We start from the raw sequence: 21,267 nt of genomic DNA, 5'->3' as shown, positions 1-21,267 counted from the left end.
CCGCCGGTTCTACCGGCGGATATTTACTTATTTCTTTATTTATTTGTAGCGATTTTTTCTGGACTGGTTTGTTTGAGGTGGGTATCGCCCCATTCATCCATTAATTGCAGAATCGGAACAAGCGAATGACCATGTTCTGTAATCGAGTACTCTACTTTCGGCGGTACTTGGGGATACACTTTGCGTTCAATAATGCCCTTATTTTCTAATTCCCGTAATTGAGATGTAAGCATTTTCTGTGTAATATTCGGTAATGCACGTCTTAATTCACCAAATCGTAACGTCTCATTTGTTAATAGGTGGAACAAAATAACAGGCTTCCACTTGCCAGCTATGATGTCTAATGTTGCTTCAACGCCTGAGCATTTTTCTGCCATGATATCCCTCCACTTTTTTACTTGATATTCTAAAGTAACTTACTTAAAAATGATAGCATATTTCGATAAAAGTGAAAAGGAAAATGCTTATTCCTTCTCATTAGTATCTTTTTTGAAACTAGCTTACATGAAAGTGCGTACTTTTCGGACTCTTTCAATTCCATGCATAATTAAACTGAAATGAACAAAAAATTTTTACAGTAGCATTTGAGGATTTCACTCATTAAATGAGGTGTTTCAGATGGGTTTGTTTAACAAGCTTTTTGGAAAATCAGATAAAAAGGAGAATGATACAATGTCTAACGTAAAATTGGCAGTCATTTATTACAGCTCAACAGGTACTAACTATCAGCTTGCTCAATGGGCTGAAGAGGCAGCAACACAAGCTGGCGCAGAAGTTAAGCTTTTAAAAGTTGAAGAGCTTGCTCCAGAAGCAGCGATTGAATCAAATCCTGCTTGGAAAGCGCATGTTGAAGCAACAAAGGATGTTCCGACTGTTAGTCTTGATGATTTAGAGTGGGCTGACGCCATCATTTTCAGTGTACCTACACGCTTCGGAAACTTACCAGCTCAAATGAAGCAATTCTTAGATACAACAGGTGGTCTATGGTTCAATGGAAAGTTAGCAAACAAGGTTGTTAGTGCAATGTCTAGTGCAAGTAATCCTCATGGCGGACATGAAGCAACGATTCTTTCTCTTTACACTACCATGTACCACTGGGGTGCAATCGTTGCAGCGCCTGGTTACACTGCACCTGAAACATTTGCTGCAGGTGGGAATCCGTACGGTACAAGTGTCACTGTAGGGCAGGATGGCAAGATGACAGAAGATGTGAAGCAAGGTGTCACGCATCAAGCGAAGCGTACGGTTCAAGTGGCTGAATGGGTTAAAAAAGGCTTGCAGCAATAATAAAATGAAAAATCTAAGCAGACGCTCTGCTTAGATTTTTTTTACTTAACACAGAAGTTTATCGAAGGCTTTCGCTATTAAGGACTTAGAGAAAGCAAAGCTTTGTTTATCTTAACGATGCTGTTCGTAGCGTGAAGCCTTCGTTGTAGCTTGAATCATCTCAATTTCACTTTTTGATAGCGGGGGAGAATCGATCGCTTCTACATTGTCTTCGAGTTGTTCAACTGTACTTGCGCCCGCAGCTACGGTTGCAACAGCATCGTCATGAAGACAATAGCGTAAAGCCATTTCGTTCAGGCTACGTTTAGAAATTTTGCTTGTCAGCTGTTCTCGCACGTTGACTAATTCTTGATAAGAGTAGTCAAGATAACCACTTTGCTTTGTTGACTCCCCTAGAGAATCAAGAGAGCGATTGGTTAATAGCCCTTTTGCCAAAGGACCTCGTGCGACAATGCTTACACGATGCTCTTTTATTAAAGAAAACCATTCTTCAGGACGACGATCAAGGATGCTATATTGCATCATAATACTAACAATGGAGGAGCGCTTCAAGTATTCGCGAATAACATTTGGACGAATGGAAGAAATGCCGTAATAACGAATCACTCCTTCTTTTTTTAATTCCTCAAAGGCTTCAATTGTTTCATCAATATGATCTTCAATCGTGCCGCCATGCAGCTGATAAAGATCGATGTAATCTGTTTGCAGCCGTTGGAGGCTGGCTTTGACGGCTTGCTTGATATAGCGCTTTGATGGATCCCATGACCATCCTTCTTTCCCCTTTTCGAAACGGTTTCCCACTTTTGTCGCTAAAATGATTTGCTCCCGTCTCCCTTTTAATGCTTGACCGATAAACGCTTCGTTTAAACCCTGATCATAAAGGTCAGCAGTGTCTAAATAATTAATGCCATGTTCGATAGCTTGATCGATCATATTAAGCGCATGCTTTTCATCGGTACCTAAAGACATACAGCCAAAGCCAAGTTCGCTTACAAGTAAATCAGAATCACCTAGCCGTCGTTTCTCCATTGCTTCCACACTCCTTCATCGATTTTAATACCTTCATTTTAGAAAAATGAAACGGAATGCTCAAACAATAAAGCTCCAATTAACGAATTGCGCTTAAATAAAAAAGATAAATATACAAGTGATGAAAAAAGGAAAGGACGTTCTCTATATCGAAATGTAAGAAGAATCTAGCTTTGTCTTCCTATTATCTCGTTCCTACTATACAAAACATATAGTCATTTTGAAGAGAACTATCTGCTTTTGTGGTATGAAAATTTTGTAGTTTTGTTATGATTAAGATAATGTAAACGCTTTCAAATGGTTATTTTTAAAATACTTGCTTGTCCTTTATAATAAATGATTTACAAAAGGGAGAGGATGCTAGTGAAAATGAAAGCTCATCATTTGCTATTCCAAAACTCCATTGATATTAACCCTAGAATGGGAACCATCAAACTTAATGATAAGAGGATGGCACTCATTTCAGTAGAGGCGCTAGGGTACTTAAGAAGAGATTTGGTTGCCACATTAGGGATGGAGCGGGCAAAGGGGTTTTTACTCCGGTATGGGTTTGCAAGTGGGTATAACGATGCTGAATCGATCGAAAGTATGTATAATTGGGAATCGAAAAGGGAGCTTATACTTGCTGGCCCTGCTCTTCATACGTTAGAAGGAATTGTGACGGTTGAGCCTGATGTTTTGGATTTAGATGGTGAGAGACTGTATATGTCTGGATACTGGCGATATTCCTTTGAAGGTGAGGAGCATATCCGTCACTTCAGTTATAGCAATGAAGCGGTTTGCTGGATGCTTGTAGGGTTTGCAACAGGCTATCTAACTAAAATTGTTGGAAAAGAAATTGTGATTTACGAAAAAAGCTGTATTGGTAAAGGAGACGAGAAGTGTTATTTTGTGGCACAAACGGTTGAGCATTGCGCACCTGAGCATCGGGACATTTTACGTTATTACGAGGAAGAGTCACTCGTGACAGAGCTTGATAAAATGTACAATGAAGTAAAAACATTAAACCTTTCAATCATACGTTCAGAAAAGGTTCATAAAGAGCTAACAAGTTTGCTGCTTGAGGGGAAAAACCTTTCAACGTTAATTGATGTAATAGCAGATGTCTTAGGGAAAAGCGTCATCATCAAAAGAGGTGAGATGAATCAGGCCTTTGAATCGAAGTTTTTAACAGAGGAGGATTATGACCGCTATCAGAAATGGATGAGAAAAGAAAACGTTCAGTCCAACGACTTTATTCATATTTTTAAAATTATGGCGAATAAAGATTGTCTTGGAAAAATGATTGTTCTTGGAACGGAGCCAATTACAAAAGAGGACCGCATGATTATTGAAAGAGCATTATCGGTTCTTTCAATTCAAATGTATACACAGCGTATGATCGCTCAATCATTATGGCAAAAGAAAGTGGATTTTTTTGATGAGCTATTAAATGACAGTTATGACAAGGAGCAGCTGATCTACCAAGCAAATCATTTGTTTAACTTTGATATTGAAAAAAATAATCGAATTGTAGTGATTAAGAGTATCTCTGAAGAAAAAAATAAAGATATCTGGTATTTACTAAATACAACCTATCCCAAGCTAGATATTTTCATGAAAAAAGGATATATTATTATGATTTTACCAAAAAATGTTGAGGAAAAATCCTCGCTTCATCAATTTTTGCACGAGGTTCAAAGGTTAGTGGAAAAAACTTTCAGCAATACGATGTTTTATATTGGAGCAGGCAAAGCGTCAGCTTCCATTAGTGAGATTGGAGAAAGCTATAAGGGCGCCTTTCAAATATGTGACTTTTTAAGGCTTGCCTATCCGACAAAAAATAAAATTGCGATTTATGAGCAGCTTGATCCGATTATGTTATTTTTAAAATCGATGGAGCCAAAAGAGCTCTTGACCTTTTCGGAGAAAACAATAGGTAATCTGCTTGATTATGATAAAAACAATGAATCAAATTTGGTACAAACGTTAAAAAGCTATTTGGACAACAACGGGAATCTAAATCAAACAGCAACTGAATTAAATTTGTCAATACCTGGTTTACGCTATCGATTAAATAAAATCCACTCATTATGCGAGGTTGATTTCAAGACGGGGCAAGGAAGCTTTCATTGTCAAATCGCAATTCAAACCTATTACACGATGAAAGCGATTAACAATCATTCCTTCAAAAATGAAAAGATAAACTAAGTTAAAACAAAATAGTAAGGAATAAATCAAAATCGGCCCTGTACCGATTTTTTTTTTGAAGTAAGAGCTCCTGTGTCATACGAAATAGAGAGGAGAAAAAAAGGTTGCATCGATGATTAAAAGTAAGTCTTTTGAAAGCGCCATATTTTTCTGTTCAACTTTAGATTTTGATAGTGAAACAAAAAAACACTATACTTTTTGATAATTATATATTTTCTGATAATTATTTATTATAAACCTAGACATCGTAACTTCTGCATTTTTTGAAAGCGCTTTTACAAAAGCGTACTTAACTTGATTTGGAAAAGGAGGTCATTATCATGACGGTAGAACAAAAATTAAGAAAACCACTAACAGGGGAAGAGTATTTAGAAAGCTTACGTGATGGCCGCGAAATTTGGTTCCAGGGTGATAGAGTAAAAGATGTGACAACTCATCCAGCCTTTCGAAATGCTGCTCGCTCAATTGCGAGATTGTATGATGCTCTTCATGAGGAAGAGACAAAGAACATTTTAACGACAGAAACAGATACGAGATCAGGATCGTACACGCATAAATTTTTCCAGACACCGAAGAGTCCTCAAGATTTGATTGGGGGACGGGATGCAATTGCAATGTGGGCGAAGCTTACCTATGGTCAAATGGGGCGTACTCCAGATTATAAAGCAGCATTTCTAGCAACGTTGGGTTCACACACGGACTTTTATGCACCTTATGAGGATCATGCGAAGTATTGGTATCAGGAAGTCCAAGAGAGAAACTGGTTTTTCAACCATGCGATTGTAAATCCACCAATCGACCGGAACAAGCCTGCTCATGAATCTGCTGATGTCTTCATTCGAGTTGAGGAGGAAACAGATAAAGGGTTAGTCATTAGTGGTTCTAAAATGGTGGCAACTGGTTCTGCGCTTACGCATTATAACTTTGTTGGCCATTACGGAGTTCCGATTCAAAAAGAAGAATTTGCCGTCGTCTTTATTGCGCCAATGAATTGTCCTGGTGTAAAGCTTATTAGTCGTAGCTCGTATGAAATGACAGCTGCTGTCATGGGGAGCCCATTTGACTATCCATTAAGCAGTCGTTTTGATGAAAATGATGCGGTCCTTGTATTTGAAAAAGCGTTAATCCCTTGGGAAAATGTTCTCGTTTACAGGGACATTGAAAAAGTAAATAACTTTTTACCGATGAGTGGTTTCGTCCACCGTTTCACCTTCCATGGTTCGACGAGACTTGCTGTAAAGCTTGATTTGGTAGCAGGTACGCTGCTTAAAGCAATAAAGACAGCGGGAACGGATACATTTAGAGGTGTGCAGGCAGCTGCAGGAGAAGTGATTGCGTGGCGAAATTTATTTTGGTCCTTAACAGACGCAATGGCACTTAATCCGGAGCCTGGCCCAAGCAATTCTGTATTACCACGCTTGGAAGGTGGGATGGCGTACCGGGTGTTTATGACTGAGGCGTGGCCGCGAGTGAAAGGACTGATTGAGCAAATTGTCGGTGGAAACTTAATCGTTCAACCATCGAGCGCACTTGATTTTAAAAATGAAGAATTAAGACCAATTATTGATAAATTTTACCGAGGATCTTATGGAATTGACGCGCTAGAAAAAATCAAAGTAATCAAGTTGCTTTGGGATGCGATTGGAACGGAGTACGGCGGACGACACGAGCTCTATGAAAGAAACTATGCAGGAAACCATGAAGGCATCCGTCTGGAGACATTATATGCTGCACAAGGAGCAGGAAAGACAGATGAGCTGATCGCTTTTGCCGAACAGTGTATGAGTGATTATGATTTAAATGGCTGGACGAATCCAACGTGGATTAATCCTGATGATGTTAATTTCTTTAAGAGCGATACCTATAAAACGTTTTAGTGATCATCGATTAAATCGATCAAGCTTCTAAACTTGTCCGATAATCATTCTTTTATGTTGATAAAAATTTTTGAAAAATAAGGAGGATGTTTTATGTCAAATTTTGATGTTGCCCAATTAGCCCATGTTGAAATCTTTTCTCCGAAGCCACAGGAAACCTTGGATTTCTTTACAGAGCTTCTCGGTTTACAAGTAACAGAGCGTCAAGGTCAATCGGTCTACTTAAGAGCCTATGAAGATTTTTATCACCATACGTTGAAAATTACTGAGGCGAAAGAAGCTGGAATGGGGCATACGGCTTGGAGAGCAAGCTCAGAAGCAGCTCTTCATCAAAGAGTGCAATCGCTTGAAAAGAGTGGCTATGGTAAAGGCTGGATTGAAGGAGATCTTGGTCATGGGCAAGCCTATCAATTTCAAACGCCTGATGGGCATAATATGGAAATTCTTTGGGAGGTTGATTACTATCAAGCGCCTGATGAACTGAAGACGAAATTAAAGAGCCGTCCACAAAAACGTCCGAAAGTGGGGATTCCGGCAAGACGCTTAGACCATGTAAATTTAATGTGCAGCAATGTAACCCAAAACAAGGAATTTATGAAGGATGAGTTAGGATTTAAGCTGCGTGAAAACATTATTTTAAATGATGGCACAGAGGCCGGTGCATGGATGAGTGTAAGTCCACTTGTTCACGAGGTAGCCTTGATGGGAGATCGAACGGGTCAAAAAGGTCGATTCCATCATATCGCTTACTGGTATGGATACCCACAGCATTTGATGGATGTAGCTGATTTGCTTGTGGAAAATGAGATTGTCATTGAAGCAGGGCCGGGAAAGCATGGAATTAGTCAGGCGTACTTTATGTACGTATTTGAGCCAGGTGGAAATCGTGTTGAATTGTTCGGAGATGCTGGATATCTTATTTTTGACCCAGATTGGAAACCGCTTACATGGCATGAGGATGAGCTGGAGAAAGGAATTATTTGGTACGGTTCTCCACTTCCAGAAGAATATTTCTTATATGGAACGCCTCACAAAACAACGGTTAAAGGGTAAAGGCTTTTACAGTACACCCTATCAATTGATAAGCATGGAATAAAAAAAGCTTAAAAAGTAAATTTGTAGACAACCTTTAGTGAAAGGGGGGAGCGAAAGTGCTTGATTGCTTCAGCAGCTTGCATGACAGCTCCATCCCTTTCAAGACATTTCAGTATTAATAAAAAAGTCGATGCTGATATTCAACAAAGAAGGTGAAAAAATGTATGTTCATCCAGCCGAAACACTTTCATTAAATGCCTCAATGCTAGCGATTGGCACTTTTGATGGGGTTCATCTTGGTCACCAAACCGTGATTCGCCAAATGGTTGAAAGGAGTCAGCGACTGGGTGTTCCAAGTATTATCTATACATTTGATCCGCCTCCACGTGTTTATTTTGAAAATGCTAGGCAGCTTCTTTCGCTAGAGGAGAAGCTTGAAAGAATTTTTGCATTAGGCGTTGAGCATATCGTCATTGCCCATTTTGATGAGCATTATTTAAATCGGAGTGTTTCGAGCTTTATTACGGAGATATCTGCCCTACGGCCTGAAGAAATTTTTGTTGGGACCGATTTTCGTTTTGGAAAAAAGCGCAGTGGAGGAATTGTAGATTTGCAAAGATGTTTTCAAGTACGTGTCATTGAGAAGGTTTGTTGTGAGCGGGGAGAAGTGATTTCATCTACTCGCATTCGACAAATGATGTCAAATGGAGAAGAGCTGGCTGCTCAGCCCCTCTTAAATTGGTAGCGCCATTGCTTAAATGTGAGAAACCGTAAATGTTAAACATAAACTAGCATGTGCGGCTCGCTCTTCCCACACGGATGAAAACGAATGTGTCAGGTTATTCTGTGTACCATTTCAATTTAGGCGGTGCGTGCGGATGGACTTCATTGTTTCTTCATCTTGAACGGAAGCCCCGTCCCCTTTTCACACAAAAAAGGAGGAAGTGTTATGGATGATATGTTGTTCAGAAATGCAATGGGGAGATTTGCATCAGGAATAACAGTAATCACGACAGAAGTGGAGGGTGAAGTACATGGCATGACAGCAAATGCATTCATGTCCGTTTCGCTTCAGCCTAAGCTCGTTGTCGTTTCCATAAGGGAGCAAGCTCATATGCTTGAGCAAATAAAAAAGAGTCAAAAATACGCAGTGAACATTTTAGCTTCTGATCAGCAAGAGCTATCGATAAATTTTGCAGGACAAATAAAAGAAAAAATAGATGTATCCTTTGATCGGTTAAACGGGTTACCTGTTTTAAAAGGTTCACTTGCACAAGTGACGTGTGAAGTTGTTAACAAGCATGTGGAAGGGGATCATACACTTTTTATCGGAAAAGTGACAGCGATTCATTTAGAGGAGGGAGAACCACTTCTTTATTTCAATGGTAAATATCGCACGTTAGCCGTCGAAGAAGTTTAATATCAAAAGTAAAGGGGTGTTTTAATCGTGCCATTTATTCAAATCAATATCCTTGAAGGACGAACACCGGAAAAAAAAGAACGGTTAATCCGAGAAGTCAGTGATTTGGTGGCGGACGTGCTTGATGCACCGATAGAGAGTGTCCGTATTCTCATCCAAGAAATGCCTAGTGAGCATTGGGGGATCGCGGGTGAGTCTGTGAAAAAGCGAAAGGTAAATGCAAAGGGATAAAAATACGTTAGGTTTACAAACTCTTGAATAGAATGCTCTCATTCCTCAAACTCTAACGAGGGGTGAGCTGAATTGAATAAACCAATCCTGACGGCGTTATCGACAATTGCTTTTGCTCAAATGCTTAAAATGCCAATTAAAAAGTGGAAGACAGGTCATTGGGATGTATCAGTGATTGTTGAAACAGGGGGCATGCCAAGCTCCCATTCCGCAGGCGTAACGGCGCTAGCTACATATATTGGACGAAAACAGGGGATATCGACGATTGATTTTGCCCTTTCAACAGTATTTGGTTTGATTGTGATGTACGACGCACAAGGCATTCGCAGGCAAGCAGGTGAGCTGACGTTAAAGGTAAATGAATTGGACGAGGAAGTAGAACAACTGACAGGGGAAGAAAATGTGCAAGAGCATATCAGTAAACAAGTACGGCTACGGGAACGACTTGGTCACCAACCAGAAGAGGTGTTAGGCGGTGCACTTTTAGGCCTAATTTGTGGTTTCGTTGGATACAGACTGTTTGAAAATTAAAAGGATTACGAGCACAATTGTGTGCTCGTTTGTTTGCGTGTAGAGAAAAGCTGATTGACCGAGAATGAACAAATACCACAACTTACATTTTATCTGTTCCTGCTCCTTTAAAAAATACAAAGCTGCTAATACCTGCAAGGATTTTTTCACCGTTGCTTCTCCCTTTTTTATAAAACGTTGTGTGCCTAGCAAAACGTTTCAAAAAGACTTCTTTTGATTTGTTTGTTACTTTCTTTTTTCGAGCAAGTTCTTTGACTTTGATTTCCACTACGATTTACAATGCATACACACCAAAGGTTTTAAATAAGTTAAAAAGGAGTCCTTCTAAAATGAATGCAAATTACAAACAAATCTTTCAACCATTTACGTTTCGTTCAGGAGTTGAGGTAAAAAATCGCGTGTTAATGGCACCAATGACGAACTTCTCATCAAAGGAAAATGGAGAAGTGTCTGATGAAGAAATTGCTTACTATCAAGAGAGAGCAGGTGGAGTGGGTGCTGTTGTCACTGCATGTGTATATGTAACAAAGGATGGAAAAGGTTTTCCTGGTGAATTCAGTGCAGACGATGACTCCCTTCTACCGAGCTTGAAGCGCTTAGCAAGCTCAATACAAGAAAAAGGCGCAAAAGCGATCTTACAAATTTTTCACGGAGGCCGTATGAGCCCACCTGAGCTATTGCCTGATGGGCAGCCTATTAGCGCGAGTGCCGTTGCAGCCGAACGTCCAGATGCAGCAGTTCCAAGAGAAATGACCGAAGAGGATATTAACCGTGTGATCAAAGCCTTTGGTGATGCGACACGCCGTGCAATTGAAGCTGGGTTTGACGGCGTAGAAATTCATGGGGCAAACACCTATATTATTCAACAATTTTTCTCTCCTCACTCTAATCGAAGAACGGACAAATGGGGTGGCTCGCTTGAGAAGCGGATGGCGTTTCCATTTGCAGTCGTTGAAGAGGTGTTAAAAAATGTATCAACTCATTCAACAAAACCATTTATAGTCGGGTATCGCTTGTCTCCTGAAGAAGCGGAGAATCCAGGGATCACCTTTGAAGATACGCTTGCATTAACAAAAGAATTGGCTAAGTTTCCATTAGACTATCTTCATGTATCCGTACAGGATTTCTGGGGTGGTTCGCTTCGTGATAAGGAAGATGCAACCTCTCGCGTGGTCAACCTTCAAAAGCACGTCGGTGAGCAAATACCAATAATTGGTGTAGGATCTCTTCATACTCCTGATGATGTTGTAAAAGCCTTAAATACTGGGGTTCCTTTGCTTGCCTTAGGTCGAGAATTAATTATGGAGCCAAAATGGATGGAAAAAGTAGAAGCTGGTGAGGAAGGGACGATTCGCACAACACTCTCCAAACAAGATCAAGAAAAGCTTGTCATTCCAACCCCACTTTGGCAAGCGATTGTTAATACTCCAGGATGGTTCCCTGTTGTTGATTAAGCAGATAAATCGATTAAATGCAAAAAAAGCAAGCTCATTAGTAGCTTGCTTTTTAGACAAAAGCGTTTTTATTGAAGAGAAATCCGAACGTCATGATCGTTGCTGCATAGCAATCGCTTCGGAAATATACTCCGCTAAGGTTGTGCGTTGTTCGCATTTTCAATCATATACGTTCGTTATGTCCCAGCCTCAATCTCTTACTTCAAGAAAGAGCGGAGCATCCAGTTATGCTTCTCTAAGGATTGGTGGATCGCTAACAGCATATCTGCCGTCGTTTCATCGCCAAGCGAATCGGCCGCTTCCATTCCTTCCTTTAGCTCATCGATGATTGTGTCAAAATCTTTACTAATTTCCGCAACCATTTCATCAGCCGTTTCGCCGCCTTTTGCTTCAGAAATAGAGGAGATTTCAAGAAATTCTCTCATTGTTGCGACAGGCTGACCTTTTAAGGCAAGTAAGCGTTCCGCCAATTCATCAATATGTGTTGATGCTTCGTTATATAACTCCTCAAACTTATCATGCAAAGTAAAGAATTGAGGACCTTTTACGTACCAGTGGTAATTGTGAAGCTTTACAAATAAAATACTCCAATTGGCAATTTGTTTGTTTAGAATGGCTGATACTTTCTCTTGACTCATAATGTGATTCGTCCTCCTTGTTATTTGCTCATCATTTATGTTCCCTCTCATCCTCTTTTTTAAACATGATCAGCTGTAACGAGGGAGTAGCTTGATGTTCCACCGTGTATCTGTACAAACATCGAAGCTGCTGCCTTAAGCAATTGGTTGGCCATGTGTGGCTCCATTGAAGGGCGTATGTAAGCAATTTGGATCGCTGATGTGGTAGCCTCCGTGACACTTGTGCGGAGAGAGTCAACAATCGGACTGCCAAAAGCCCCTAGATTGTCAGTGGTGACGATTTTTCCTTCCATTTGATTGTCACGACCATTAACGCCTTCGTAGTCATCGGATGATTCACCGATTTTCATACGTATATTTCCGTCAATTTTATCGAAATCGTAGATCCCGAAAGGAATTTCGTATTCTAATGAGAAAAAATTATTAAGGTCCACTGCTGAGTTCACTTGAGGGAGCGGCTGACCTTTTTTAATCCGACGATAGAGCGCTTCCACAGATGGACGATAACGGGCTGGATCGATCCCAAGCTGCTTAAAGGTTTGCCGCCAGACAGCAAGACCTGTATAATCGGTTAAGGATTTTGAGGTTTCTAAAGAGACTCTCACTTCTTCTTGAAAAAATTGCATCCTTCCTTTAAGCATTTGTGGTGAATCACCAATCACAATATCATGATAGACAATAACACCCACTTTAAATGAAGGAATAACAGATGAGATGGAGGAAGCGATTGTTAAAGTTTTCATACGTTTGACCTCCTTTGTTTCAGGTAAAATTAAGCTGAAAGGAAACCTTCACTTTTATATGTATTCATCATATGAAAGGTTACTAATATTTTAGCACATTATGGCAGGGATTGTTGGAAGAAAGGTGATGGACCGTGACACCCGCCCAATTAAAGGACGAACTGATTGCATATAGTAAAACTATCGGGATCGATAAAATTGGATTCACTTCAGCGGACCCATTTTTACAGCTAAAAGATCGACTGCTTACCCAACAGCAGCTCGGCTATCAGTCTGGATTTGAAGAGCCAGATATTGAAAAGCGAGTGAATCCCGAACGAGTACTACCAGGTGCCCGTTCGATCATTGCGATTGCCTTAGCATATCCTTCGAAAATGAAAAACTCACCGAAAAGTGTGAAGGGCGAGCGCCGAGGTGTTTTTTGCCGAGCATCTTGGGGGAAGGATTATCACCATGTGTTAAAAGATCGACTGCAAAAGCTGGAGGCTTTCCTTCTTGAAAAGCTCCCTAATGAAAAGGTTGTGTCGATGGTGGACACGGGTGCTCTTTCTGACCGAGCGGTAGCTGAACGGGCAGGGATCGGATGGAGTGGAAAAAACTGTGCGATTATTACACCTGAATTTGGAAGCTATGTCTACTTAGGAGAGCTTATAACAACGATTTCGTTTCCTGCTGATACACCAATAACAGAGCAGTGTGGCACGTGCAATCGATGTGTCGAGGCATGTCCAACAGGAGCCCTCGTCCAAGGAGGGCAGTTGGATTCACAAAAATGCATTGCCTATTTAACGCAGACGAAAGACTTTTTACCAGAGAGATTTCGAAAAAAGCTAGGGAATCGACTGTATGGATGTGATACTTGCCAGCAAGTATGCCCTGAAAACAAAGGAAAGGACTTCCATCATCACTCTGAAATGGAGCCCGATCCAGAGCTAGCAAAACCAAAGCTTATTCCGTTATTAACAATGAGCAACCGAGCGTTTAAGGATACGTTTGGTCATGTTTCAGGTTCATGGCGAGGAAAAAAACCGATTCAGCGCAATGCCATTTTGGCTCTTGCTCATTATAAGGAGGAGGCAGCCTTGCCTGTATTGGCAGAGCTTCTTGAAAAGGATCCCCGTCCTGTCATAAGGGGCACAGCAGCTTGGGCGATAGGGAAAATCGGTGGAGAAGCTGCGGAAAAATGGCTTAAAGCTGCGAAAATGCGGGAAAAAGATGAGGAAGTCCAAGCTGAAATCGAAAAAGGCCTGAATTTCCTTAACTTTGGACAATGAGCTAATGGAAAAGCATGACAGGATTCGGTAAGATAATGGGAGACTGGATAGTGGAAGGAAGGGATGAGATGACAGCGCAGTCGTATTTATATTACGATGAATTGGATAGTCCAATTGGAAAGCTCACTGTCGTAGCAACTGAAAAAGGTGTGTGTAATATTCATTTTGGCCCGTTCGAACCAAGTAAGGCAACGTTAAATGTCTGGTTGAAAAAGCGCCAGATTAAAGGCACCCTTACTCATAGTGCCGAACGTTTGACTCCAGTCTTAACACAGCTTGATGAATATTTTCATGGGAAACGAGTGATATTTGATCTACCACTTGATCTGTATGGTACCCCTTTTCAAAAAAAGGTTTGGGAATCGCTTCAACGGATTGGTTTTGGTGAAACCCGTTCTTATAAGGAAGTAGCTCAAGATATAGGGGTTCCAAAAGCAGTTCGTGCGATTGGTGGTGCCAACAACCAAAACCCAGTTCCGATTATAATTCCATGTCATCGGGTAATTGGAAGTAATGGAGCGATGGTAGGATATGGTGGCGGATTAGACAAAAAAGAAATTTTGCTCCGTTTAGAGGGGTCTTTAGAAAAAATCTCGTAATTGTTATAAGGGTCTTGCCTTCATTTTGAGGTCAGGCCTTTTTATTTTGGATAAAAGTTTCTCTTTCATGGTTTTGTTATGTATACGATACAAGCCTCTACTCATAGGGTGTAGATAAAGCTGAACCAGGGAGGGGTGTCATGGTGAGTGATGCGCTTAAGCAGCTGCATGCCTTAATTGAAAAACGAAATCAGTGCTTTGTAAAAGGACAGATTGATTTTTTGTGTCATGAGTCGGATTTGCAGTGTATTGAACGACGTCGTGAGCGTGACAGGCGACGTGGTGCAAAAACCGTGAAGTCAACCGTAACAGGGACGATTATAAGAAGACAGCAATTCGAAAATATGCTTCAAATTGAATATGTTGTGAAATATGAATACCTCATCGATCTGCGCGGTCATCTGTATATTGAAGAACATCGTCAGCATCGACGGGCTCTTTTTGTTGATGCTCTTATCGCCGAAGACAAAGAAATCTCGATTCCTCCTTTTGCCGAAGACAACAATCAGTCGGGTAAAAGTCAAGTTCGCTTGTTTCTGAATCAAAATAGACAAAGGATGTATGATCGGCGCGAAGCGGTTCGCTATGCTGAACGATGGTGGGATGATTATAACCCTCAATACATCAAGTTTGAAAACAACTGCACGAATTTTATTTCCCAATGCTTACGGGCAGGTGGAGCACCAATGACGGGGATGCCTAACCGTTCAAAAGGCTGGTGGTTTCAACAGAAAAATTGGAGCTATACTTGGGCGGTTGCCAATTCGTTTCGATGGTATTTAAGTGGAGCAACTGGGGGCTTACGCGGGGAAGAAAGGCAAAGTCCAATTGAATTGGTCCCAGGTGACGTGATTTGTTATGATTTTAATGGAGATGGGCGTTGGCAGCATACGACAATTGTTGTGGCCAAGGATGCCAATGGAGAGCCCTTAGTGAATGCACAAACGACAAACAGTCGAATGCGCTTTTGGGCCTATGAAGATTCAACGGCTTGGACAGATAAGATTCAATATAAATTTTTTCATCTTCCTGACCGATTCTAATGAACAAGGCTGACTCAAAAAGACAAAATGAACGTCCACTCTTCAATTATGAAGGGAGCAACCTTTGCCTTGAGTCAGCATCTTCATTTGTTAATGGGAGAGGCAGTGGTATAATATATAAGGTCGATTTTGAGAACTGATTGATGATGAAGGTTTAATTGCGAAAGATTTACTAAATCAAAAGAGAAAAGAGTTTGAGGTGTGTAATTGTGGCATTACATATTGTTCTATACCAACCTGAAATCCCTGCAAATACAGGGAATATCGCACGGACGTGCGCGGGCACGAATACCCAGCTTCATTTAATCCGTCCCCTTGGTTTTTCGACTGATGATAAAATGCTGAAACGGGCAGGCTGTGATTACTGGCCAAATGTTCACATCAATTATTACGATTCAATGGACGAGCTCTTTCAGACCTATCCGGACGGAGAGTTTTATTTTATTGAAACGGTCGGTACGAAAAATTATAGCGACTTTAACTACAGCGACCAAAACAAAGATCATTTTTTTGTATTTGGGAGAGAAACAACAGGCTTGCCTCAAGGGCTCATCGATAAGCATATCGAACGATGCTTTCGAATTCCGCAAACAGACAAGGTACGCTCCCTTAACCTTTCGAATACGGCTGCAATTGTTATTTATGAAGCGATACGCCAGCAAGGATTTCCAGGACTGTCGTAAGCCCCTATTAAGGAGCGGGTAAATAAATCGTTTCGTCACGAAAAAAACCACTCGTCATTAGAGGTGAGTGGCTTTTCGTGCATTAGTTTTTATGAGGATTATCTTCATACCCTGCTGTAAAAATGGAAACTAAAAATGCAACACAAATTCCAAGGATTAAAATTGTACCCATGGTTATCCTCCTTTGCTATGCGAATAAGGATCACATACATCCAATATTATATCCTATTATAGCGAAAGATGGACAAGAAGAAAACGTTCACAGTGAAGAAAATAAAAACGAAAAAAGTGACAAATTTATGGCGTAACGAAGCTAGGCCCCGTAGTGAAGCGTTTGAATGTTCTCAACAAGAGAGAGTCAAAAAAGAAGGATCTGCTACTGAAATTACATTGTTTGCTTATGAAGGTATCCATTTTCCTTAGTCAACAGACGTTGTGTCTGTTGATTTTTTTTGTTTCCATCTGTACAATCATATCGTCGTACCAAACGAAAAGTATTACGACAAGCAGATAGGAGACGGTCATTGACCATGAAAAATACGTATTTAACGAGCCATTTTCCTTTGATTTCAATCTTGCTTTTTAGCACATCCTTTGCCCTGTTTACGGAAACCTACATTGTTAATCAGTTAAAAGAATTAGGGCTTTATGAAGGGATGCGTGAATTTTTTTCTGATAGCGGCATTAAGCTAACCTTGCTTTTTCTTGCCATGCTTTTTTTCTTTATGGTATTTTCTGCGTTGAAATTAATTGCTGATACCATTAACGAGCTTTCCATGCTCTTTTTTTCAAAGGATGAAGAAGGGAATGAATTAAAAAAAATCCGAGGAGGGTCCTGGATATTTCTTGTCGCAAGTCTGACAAGCCTTGCATTTATCAGTTATCCTCTAGGAATTGTTCTCTTGCTTTGTCTCTCATGCTTCGTTTATTTTGTCTATTTTGTTTACAAAGTAAATGAATCCCTTTCTGGGGCAGGCTTGGTCGGGTTTATCTTTTTTCAGGTTATTTTTTGGTTTTCGTTTTTGCTCGCAGTCATCTATGCATGTCTGAAGCTTTATAATAGCTTTATGGCCAGTTTGCCCTTATAAAGGAAAAAGCGGTTCGAGAAACGAAAGCTCGACCGCTTTTTTTAAAAGATACATTCAAGAGTGTCTAGTTGCTGGGATTTCAGTCTGTAAATCGTTCCGTAAAAGCGGACTGCCAGTACTTGCCGCGGCTGAACGAGGCGCTTGTGCTGTTCATTTGAGTATGTTCCATAAAATTATTGACTCATAATATCTCGCCAAATTAGCTGGCTCGGTGTCTGGCTGTAGATGGACTGTAAATTAGCGGGCTTGTCTTTACCAACCCAGACGCCAGCTGTGTATTGCTCGGTTAAGCCGACAAACCAAAGATCTAGATAGTCATTTGTCGTCCCTGTTTTCCCACCTACATAGCTGCTGTTCACATTTGCTTTCGTTCCTGTCCCGCTTTGAACGACAGATGCGAGAAGGGTTCGCATTTTATCATTCGTTTCTTGACTCCAGATGGTCGCTGGAGTCACTTCCCATTTATACAAAACCTCACCATTCCTATCTGTCACTTCCCGTATGGCAAAAGGCTTCTGGTAGACTCCATTATTCCCAAAGGTCGTATAGGCGGAAGTGAGTTCAAGAGGAGTCATACCATATGTAAATCCTCCTAATGCTGCATAAAGCCCATAATCTTTTTCTGTTAAACGTTGAAAATGAAAAGACTCCAAATACTTAAAGGCAGTCTCAACCCCTACACGCTCAAGAATTCGTACGGCAGGCGTATTAAGTGAATGCTTAAAGGCTGTTTCTAATGATACATTTCCATATTGTGCACCACCAAAGTTTTTCGGACAATAGTTCCCAGAACAAAAATTATCCGCATTTATTGTGCTATGAATGGGAATTTCCTTTTCTTCGAAGTACGGTCCATAGACAAGTAGTGGTTTAATCGCTGATCCTGGCTGTCGATAGCTTTGAAAGCCGCGGTGAAAATCAAATTTTGAATAATTTTTCCCTGCAGTGATGGCGATAACTTCATTGGTTGTATGATCAATGACAACCGCCGCCCCTTGGATATCTGCTTGCGGAAGCCGCCTTGTGACAGAATCTCTTGTTCGAAGTTGCATCGCTGGGTCTAGGGCGGTTTGAATGGTGATTCCACTTTGTAAAAGCTCATTGACTCGTTCATTGAGAGAAGCATTAATTTCTTCTTTTGCATCCTCTGTTGAAGCTTCTGCTAGCCTTGTGTTAAAACCTTCAGATGCAGCGACGAGCTGTTTGAATTCCTCATGAACATAGGTGACATAATCAGGAAAACGGTCGACGCGCTCGTGAATGTTTAATGTAATCGGTTCCTCTAGGGCAGCAAAATACTCTTCTTGTGAAATAGCATCTACCTCAAGCATTTTTTCTAAAATCCATTCTTGACGCAGCTTTGTGCTTTCTTTATTTCGTAGTGGGTCATAATGGGTTGGATTGTTTGGAATCGCACTTAAAAAGGCAATTTCAGCGAGTGACAGCTCATTGCTAGGGCGATTAAAATAATAGATGCTTGCGGCTTCAAATCCATACACACCATGCTGAAAATAAATTGAGTTGATGTAGAGTTCAATAATTTCTTCTTTAGTATAATGCTTTTCTAGCTCATATGCATAAAGCAGCTCACTGATTTTTCGCTGATAGGTTTGCTCATGACTAAGGAAGACGTTGCGAACAAGCTGCTGCGTCACAGTGCTACCACCTTGTTCAATCGATTCACTTCTCAAGTTCGTCATCAGCGCTCTGACAATTGAAGTCGCGTCATAGCCTTGGTGCTCAAAAAAACGACGATCTTCTGTCGCGATAAAGGCATTTATGATATGGGCTGGGATTTTATCGTAGGGTAGGTAAATTCGGTTCTGATCGCGATACACCTCTGAGATTAGCTCACCATTCCCTGCAAGGATTTGGCTGTTCGTCGACAAGGTGATCGTGTCTAAATTCACATGTTCGTCCACAACCTCACTGAATGTTTGCACTTGTTGAACTTCTGCAACCACTTCGATAAACAGGAAGGACACCCCGATAAAACATAAAATCGTTAATAACCAACCTGTACTAGCTCTCATTTTTTTCATTCACTCTCTTTATCTATCAATGTCCTTTGTATTGTAACACTGAATCGTAAAATTCTGTTAGTGATAAATGTTTTGAAAGGCGTTCAACTAAATTTTCTTATGATACAACACAGCTCTCAGCAATTCCCAAGCATGAACCACTTTTTCTTAGCATAAGGTTTATTAATGTCGCTCTTGACCACGAAAGATGGAGGTAAAGCCTAATGGATATTTTAAAAAAAGTGGAAAATTTCAGAGAAGAAGAGGAACGGCTGAAGTGGGAAGGGACGTTTGCTGATTACTTGGAGATGTTGAAAGAGAAGCCTTGGGTTGCACAAACGGCTCATTCACGCGTTTATCATATGATTCATGAAGCTGGTGTAGAGGAAATGAATGGGAAAAAGTCTTATCGCTTTTTTAACGATCAAATATTTGGACTTGAAGATTCCATTGAAAAACTCGTTGAAGAGTATTTTCACTCCGCAGCAAAGCGTTTAGACGTGCGAAAGCGTATCTTGCTGCTCATGGGACCAGTCAGTGGGGGGAAGTCAACACTTGTGACGATGCTAAAACGTGGATTAGAAAAATATTCACGGACGGATCGAGGGGCGGTTTTTGCCATAAAAGGCTGTCCGATGCATGAAGATCCTTTGCATCTAATTCCTCATCATTTACGAGAAGAGTTTTTAGAAGAATATGGAATTAAAATTGAAGGAAATTTGTCTCCGTTAAATATGATGAGGCTTGAGAAAGATTATGGTGGTCGAATTGAAGATGTGTTAATAGAGCGAATTTTCTTTTCCGAAGATAAGCGTACAGGCATTGGTACCTTTAGTCCGTCTGATCCGAAATCACAGGATATTGCTGATTTAACAGGGAGTATTGACTTTTCGACCATCGCTGAATATGGCTCAGAGTCTGATCCGAGGGCGTATCGATTTGACGGGGAGTTAAACAAGGCAAACCGCGGAATCATGGAATTTCAAGAGATGCTTAAATGTGATGAGAAATTTTTATGGCATCTGCTTTCTCTTACACAGGAAGGAAATTTTAAAGCGGGCAGATTCGCGCTCATTTCTGCTGACGAGCTTATCGTAGCCCATACGAATGAATCTGAGTACCGATCATTTATTTCAAATAAGAAAAATGAAGCCTTACATTCACGGATTATCGTGATGAAAATTCCTTACAATTTGAGGGTCAGTGAGGAAGAGAGAATTTATCAAAAAATGATAAAAGAAAGCGATCTTTCCAACGTTCACATAGCGCCTCATGCCCTAAAAATTGCAGCAATCTTTACAATTTTAACTCGCTTAAAAGAGCCGAAAAAACAAGGGATTGACCTTGTTAAAAAGATGCGTCTCTATGATGGTGAAGCAGTCGAGGGCTTTAACACGCAGGATGTAGACGAACTTAAGAAAGAGTATAGCGAAGAGGGAATGGATGGCATTGATCCACGATATGTCATTAACCGAATTTCTTCAGCCATCATCCGGAAACAGCTGACGTCCATTAATGCTCTTGATGTGCTTCGCTCTATTAAAGAAGGGTTAGATCAGCACGCATCCATCTCAAAGGAAGACAAGGAGCGATACATGGACTTTATCTCTGTTGCCAGAAAAGAATATGACGACATTGCGAAAAAAGAAGTACAGAAAGCATTTGTCTATTCCTATGACGAGTCAGCGAAAACCTTAATGGATAACTATTTAGATAACGTAGAAGCATACTGCAACAAAAATAAGCTCCGTGATCCATTAACTGGCGAAGAAATGACGCCGGACGAAAAACTGATGCGCTCTATTGAAGAGCAAATCGGTATTTCAGAAAACGCGAAAAAGGCATTTCGCGAAGAAATCTTGATTCGGATTTCGGCTTACGCGAGAAAAGGAAAGAAATTCGATTACAATTCCCATGAGCGTCTCCGTGAGGCGATTCAGAAAAAGCTATTTGCAGATTTAAAAGACATTGTCAAAATCACAACCTCGACAAAAACACCGGATGAATCTCAGCTCAAAAAAGTGAACGAGGTCATTGCTCGACTCATTGATGAGCACGGTTATAACTCTGTATCTGCCAATGAATTGCTTCGGTATGTTGGTAGTTTATTGAATCGATAACGCT

The 21,267-nt window shown here is 40.6% G+C and carries 20 protein-coding genes; 15 read left to right on the top strand and 5 right to left on the bottom strand.

The genetic code is table 11. The features are described from left to right. Positions 1-35: 35 nt before the first annotated feature. Positions 36-377: a winged helix-turn-helix transcriptional regulator gene (locus BLT_RS0116300; RefSeq protein ID WP_017728837.1), complete on the bottom strand. Its 342-nt coding sequence runs from the start codon at positions 375-377 to the stop codon at positions 36-38. A 241-nt stretch (positions 378-618) separates the two neighbouring features. Between BLT_RS0116300 and wrbA the strand changes: the two genes are divergently transcribed. Further along, complete coding sequence (gene wrbA / locus BLT_RS0116295; protein ID WP_017728836.1) at positions 619-1,287, top strand: NAD(P)H:quinone oxidoreductase; 669 nt, start codon at positions 619-621, stop codon at positions 1,285-1,287. A gap of 111 nt (positions 1,288-1,398) precedes the next feature. Here the strand turns inward: wrbA and BLT_RS0116290 are convergent, their stop codons facing one another. After that, entirely contained in the window at positions 1,399-2,316 is a 918-nt protein-coding gene (locus BLT_RS0116290) for an aldo/keto reductase (RefSeq protein ID WP_017728835.1), read from the bottom strand. A gap of 369 nt (positions 2,317-2,685) precedes the next feature. Between BLT_RS0116290 and BLT_RS0116285 the strand changes: the two genes are divergently transcribed. From BLT_RS0116285 to BLT_RS0116245, 8 genes are all read left to right on the top strand, one after another. Continuing rightward, on the top strand, positions 2,686-4,506 hold the full coding sequence (locus BLT_RS0116285) for a XylR N-terminal domain-containing protein (protein ID WP_017728834.1): 1,821 nt from the start codon (positions 2,686-2,688) through the stop codon (positions 4,504-4,506). A 320-nt stretch (positions 4,507-4,826) separates the two neighbouring features. Beyond that, on the top strand, positions 4,827-6,383 hold the full coding sequence (locus BLT_RS0116280; RefSeq protein ID WP_017728833.1) for a 4-hydroxyphenylacetate 3-hydroxylase N-terminal domain-containing protein: 1,557 nt from the start codon (positions 4,827-4,829) through the stop codon (positions 6,381-6,383). 93 nt (positions 6,384-6,476) lie between these two features. After that, positions 6,477-7,436, top strand: a complete 960-nt coding sequence (locus BLT_RS0116275) for a catechol 2,3-dioxygenase (RefSeq protein ID WP_017728832.1) — start codon at positions 6,477-6,479, stop codon at positions 7,434-7,436. 202 nt (positions 7,437-7,638) lie between these two features. Beyond that, positions 7,639-8,163: an FAD synthetase family protein gene (locus BLT_RS0116270; protein ID WP_017728831.1), complete on the top strand. Its 525-nt coding sequence runs from the start codon at positions 7,639-7,641 to the stop codon at positions 8,161-8,163. 204 nt (positions 8,164-8,367) lie between these two features. Next, positions 8,368-8,838, top strand: coding sequence for a flavin reductase family protein (locus BLT_RS0116265; protein WP_017728830.1), 471 nt, complete (start codon positions 8,368-8,370; stop codon positions 8,836-8,838). A 27-nt stretch (positions 8,839-8,865) separates the two neighbouring features. Next, positions 8,866-9,069 carry a 4-oxalocrotonate tautomerase gene (locus BLT_RS0116260; RefSeq protein ID WP_017728829.1) on the top strand — a complete coding sequence of 68 codons (204 nt, stop codon included), beginning with the start codon at positions 8,866-8,868 and terminating at the stop codon, positions 9,067-9,069. Positions 9,070-9,141: 72 nt separating this feature from the next. Continuing rightward, positions 9,142-9,600, top strand: coding sequence for a divergent PAP2 family protein (locus BLT_RS0116255; protein WP_017728828.1), 459 nt, complete (start codon positions 9,142-9,144; stop codon positions 9,598-9,600). 329 nt (positions 9,601-9,929) lie between these two features. After that, the gene (locus BLT_RS0116245) at positions 9,930-11,054 is read left to right on the top strand and encodes an NADH-dependent flavin oxidoreductase (RefSeq protein ID WP_017728826.1); all 1,125 of its coding nucleotides are present in this window, start codon (positions 9,930-9,932) and stop codon (positions 11,052-11,054) included. 197 nt (positions 11,055-11,251) lie between these two features. On the opposite strand, the gene BLT_RS0116240 is transcribed toward BLT_RS0116245, so the two are convergent. Next, a complete protein-coding gene (locus BLT_RS0116240; protein WP_017728825.1) occupies positions 11,252-11,692 on the bottom strand; it encodes a Dps family protein in 441 nt (146 codons plus the stop codon). Between the two features lie 59 nt (positions 11,693-11,751). Further along, on the bottom strand, positions 11,752-12,435 hold the full coding sequence (locus tag BLT_RS0116235; protein WP_017728824.1) for a B3/B4 domain-containing protein: 684 nt from the start codon (positions 12,433-12,435) through the stop codon (positions 11,752-11,754). A gap of 134 nt (positions 12,436-12,569) precedes the next feature. Here BLT_RS0116235 and queG point away from each other — a divergent pair, with 134 nt between their 5' ends. The 5 genes from queG (at position 12,570) to BLT_RS0116200 (ending at position 17,122) form a co-directional block, all read left to right on the top strand. Beyond that, complete coding sequence (gene queG, locus BLT_RS0116230; protein WP_017728823.1) at positions 12,570-13,709, top strand: tRNA epoxyqueuosine(34) reductase QueG; 1,140 nt, start codon at positions 12,570-12,572, stop codon at positions 13,707-13,709. 68 nt (positions 13,710-13,777) lie between these two features. Next, a complete protein-coding gene (locus tag BLT_RS0116225; protein WP_026105163.1) occupies positions 13,778-14,308 on the top strand; it encodes a methylated-DNA--[protein]-cysteine S-methyltransferase in 531 nt (176 codons plus the stop codon). Between the two features lie 140 nt (positions 14,309-14,448). Next, positions 14,449-15,351 (top strand): amidase domain-containing protein, encoded by a 903-nt coding sequence (locus BLT_RS0116220; RefSeq protein WP_017728821.1) that lies wholly within the window; start codon positions 14,449-14,451, stop codon positions 15,349-15,351. 209 nt (positions 15,352-15,560) lie between these two features. Continuing rightward, positions 15,561-16,034 (top strand): tRNA (uridine(34)/cytosine(34)/5-carboxymethylaminomethyluridine(34)-2'-O)-methyltransferase TrmL, encoded by a 474-nt coding sequence (gene trmL, locus BLT_RS0116215; RefSeq protein ID WP_017728820.1) that lies wholly within the window; start codon positions 15,561-15,563, stop codon positions 16,032-16,034. A 530-nt stretch (positions 16,035-16,564) separates the two neighbouring features. Next, positions 16,565-17,122 carry a YufK family protein gene (locus BLT_RS0116200; protein ID WP_017728817.1) on the top strand — a complete coding sequence of 186 codons (558 nt, stop codon included), beginning with the start codon at positions 16,565-16,567 and terminating at the stop codon, positions 17,120-17,122. Between the two features lie 173 nt (positions 17,123-17,295). Here the strand turns inward: BLT_RS0116200 and BLT_RS0116195 are convergent, their stop codons facing one another. Then, positions 17,296-19,155 (bottom strand): transglycosylase domain-containing protein, encoded by a 1,860-nt coding sequence (locus tag BLT_RS0116195; RefSeq protein ID WP_026105162.1) that lies wholly within the window; start codon positions 19,153-19,155, stop codon positions 17,296-17,298. Between the two features lie 212 nt (positions 19,156-19,367). Between BLT_RS0116195 and BLT_RS0116190 the strand changes: the two genes are divergently transcribed. After that, positions 19,368-21,263, top strand: a complete 1,896-nt coding sequence (locus tag BLT_RS0116190; RefSeq protein ID WP_017728815.1) for a PrkA family serine protein kinase — start codon at positions 19,368-19,370, stop codon at positions 21,261-21,263. Positions 21,264-21,267: the final 4 nt, after the last annotated feature.

Source organism: Halalkalibacterium ligniniphilum (assembly GCF_000334155.1).
Classification (GTDB): domain Bacteria; phylum Bacillota; class Bacilli; order Bacillales; family Bacillaceae_D; genus Halalkalibacterium; species Halalkalibacterium ligniniphilum.
Note: the sequence above shows the minus strand (reverse complement) of the source record. Positions and strands in the feature narration are given on the sequence as shown.

Bases quoted from the DNA above. Each gene is read 5' to 3' on its own strand.
- BLT_RS0116220 (WP_017728821.1), top strand. From the start codon at position 14,449: ATGGTGAGTGATGCGCTTAAGCAGCTGCATGCCTTAATTGAAAAACGA.
- BLT_RS0116225 (WP_026105163.1), top strand. From the start codon at position 13,778: ATGACAGCGCAGTCGTATTTATATTACGATGAATTGGATAGTCCAATT.
- BLT_RS0116300 (WP_017728837.1), bottom strand. From the start codon at position 377: ATGGCAGAAAAATGCTCAGGCGTTGAAGCAACATTAGACATCATAGCT.
- wrbA (WP_017728836.1), top strand. From the start codon at position 619: ATGGGTTTGTTTAACAAGCTTTTTGGAAAATCAGATAAAAAGGAGAAT.
- BLT_RS0116285 (WP_017728834.1), top strand. From the start codon at position 2,686: ATGAAAGCTCATCATTTGCTATTCCAAAACTCCATTGATATTAACCCT.
- BLT_RS0116240 (WP_017728825.1), bottom strand. From the start codon at position 11,692: ATGAGTCAAGAGAAAGTATCAGCCATTCTAAACAAACAAATTGCCAAT.
- BLT_RS0116270 (WP_017728831.1), top strand. From the start codon at position 7,639: ATGTATGTTCATCCAGCCGAAACACTTTCATTAAATGCCTCAATGCTA.
- BLT_RS0116245 (WP_017728826.1), top strand. From the start codon at position 9,930: ATGAATGCAAATTACAAACAAATCTTTCAACCATTTACGTTTCGTTCA.
- BLT_RS0116265 (WP_017728830.1), top strand. From the start codon at position 8,368: ATGGATGATATGTTGTTCAGAAATGCAATGGGGAGATTTGCATCAGGA.
- BLT_RS0116280 (WP_017728833.1), top strand. From the start codon at position 4,827: ATGACGGTAGAACAAAAATTAAGAAAACCACTAACAGGGGAAGAGTAT.
- BLT_RS0116200 (WP_017728817.1), top strand. From the start codon at position 16,565: ATGAAAAATACGTATTTAACGAGCCATTTTCCTTTGATTTCAATCTTG.
- BLT_RS0116195 (WP_026105162.1), bottom strand. From the start codon at position 19,155: ATGAGAGCTAGTACAGGTTGGTTATTAACGATTTTATGTTTTATCGGG.
- BLT_RS0116275 (WP_017728832.1), top strand. From the start codon at position 6,477: ATGTCAAATTTTGATGTTGCCCAATTAGCCCATGTTGAAATCTTTTCT.
- BLT_RS0116190 (WP_017728815.1), top strand. From the start codon at position 19,368: ATGGATATTTTAAAAAAAGTGGAAAATTTCAGAGAAGAAGAGGAACGG.
- BLT_RS0116235 (WP_017728824.1), bottom strand. From the start codon at position 12,435: ATGAAAACTTTAACAATCGCTTCCTCCATCTCATCTGTTATTCCTTCA.
- BLT_RS0116290 (WP_017728835.1), bottom strand. From the start codon at position 2,316: ATGGAGAAACGACGGCTAGGTGATTCTGATTTACTTGTAAGCGAACTT.